This is a genomic window from Pseudomonas californiensis (genome assembly GCF_021147775.1).
GTDB lineage: Bacteria > Pseudomonadota > Gammaproteobacteria > Pseudomonadales > Pseudomonadaceae > Aquipseudomonas > Aquipseudomonas californiensis.
The window spans coordinates 1-1,072 of record NZ_JAGTPK010000128.1 but is presented as its reverse complement, the minus strand read 5'-3'; the positions used below and the strand labels follow the sequence as shown (position 1 = coordinate 1,072).

Sequence of the window (1,072 nt, the reverse complement as noted above, 5' to 3'; positions counted from 1 at the left end):
AGGATTACGAAGCCTTGCTGCCGTGGAACTGCGAACCTCGACTTCACAGCTAAGCGCTTTACCTATCTTTAGCCAAGTGGGGTTTATGGAGCGCTTACTTACAAAAAATCCGCTACTACCACAACGACCTCAACGGCCTGCCGCAGCAACTGACCGAACCTGACGGCCACACCGTCTGGCAGGCCCGTTATCGGGTCTGGGGCAACACCGTCGAAGAAATCCGCGAGCCCTACTACATTGAAGAACAGAACCTGCGCTTCCAGGGCCAATACCTGGACCGCGAAACAGGGCTTCACTACAACACCTTCCGGTCTTATGATCCCGACATAGGACGCTTCACCACGCCGGACCCGATTGGGTTGGCGGGTGGGGAGAACCTGTACACTTACGGACCCAACCCTTTTACCTTTATTGATCCGTTAGGCTGGACGGGCACGTATATATTTAGTGATGGAGCCACCTCCTACATTGGTAAAGGGCCTTGGGCACGAGCCTTGGGCTCTATGCGTGCCAGGATCAAAGGACGCGCCAATACAAAACAATTTGCTCATGCAGATTTTGGCGATAGTAAATTAGGTTTCATGGTAGAGCATCGGCTGATGGAGAAGTACGATGCACGCGCCTCCAGCGCCTTCGCAAATGATCCACATCTCAACTCGCCCGGCAAAAAACTTTACGAAGCTGCCGACATAAAAACCCGGAGAAAAGTCGACAGACTTGCGAATACTCTGAACAAAAAATTCAAAGCATCAAAAGGATGCGGAAAGGTATGATATGACATGAAGAAATTTTCCTACAATGAAAATATTGACGCACTTGAAGTTTCCGAACTCTTTTTTACTGAAGGCTTAAAACAGGCAGAGAAGAAAGGCTACAAGAATATCAGAGTCATGAAGGATTCATCCGCCCCTGCGAGTTCAGCTTTGGATCTAAGCGCCCTAAGCGAAGGTTCGCTGATCGAATCAATAAATATTTGTAGTGGTCAACTAATCCCGGACACGACGTTAAGTTTTTCTTCGGCCCGAGCTGGCGCCAGCCCACCGTTGAATTGATGGGGGCGAACCCAGTTGTA

The 1,072-nt window shown here is 49.8% G+C and carries 2 protein-coding genes and 1 pseudogene; all 3 read left to right on the top strand.

Annotation, left to right across the window (positions count from 1 at the left end):
* Positions 1-98: 98 nt before the first annotated feature.
* Positions 99-428: pseudogene (locus KDX37_RS29250) on the top strand (RHS repeat-associated core domain-containing protein); the annotation flags it as partial.
* Positions 429-503: 75 nt separating this feature from the next.
* On the top strand, positions 504-773 hold the full coding sequence (locus KDX37_RS29245) for a hypothetical protein (protein WP_231656642.1): 270 nt from the start codon (positions 504-506) through the stop codon (positions 771-773).
* 6 nt (positions 774-779) lie between these two features.
* On the top strand, positions 780-1,052 hold the full coding sequence (locus tag KDX37_RS29240) for a hypothetical protein (protein ID WP_231656643.1): 273 nt from the start codon (positions 780-782) through the stop codon (positions 1,050-1,052).
* Positions 1,053-1,072 lie beyond the last annotated feature (20 nt).

Excerpts from the sequence above, each read along its gene's own strand:
- KDX37_RS29240 (WP_231656643.1), top strand. The coding sequence starts at position 780 with ATGAAGAAATTTTCCTACAATGAAAATATTGACGCACTTGAAGTTTCC.
- KDX37_RS29245 (WP_231656642.1), top strand. The coding sequence starts at position 504 with ATGCGTGCCAGGATCAAAGGACGCGCCAATACAAAACAATTTGCTCAT.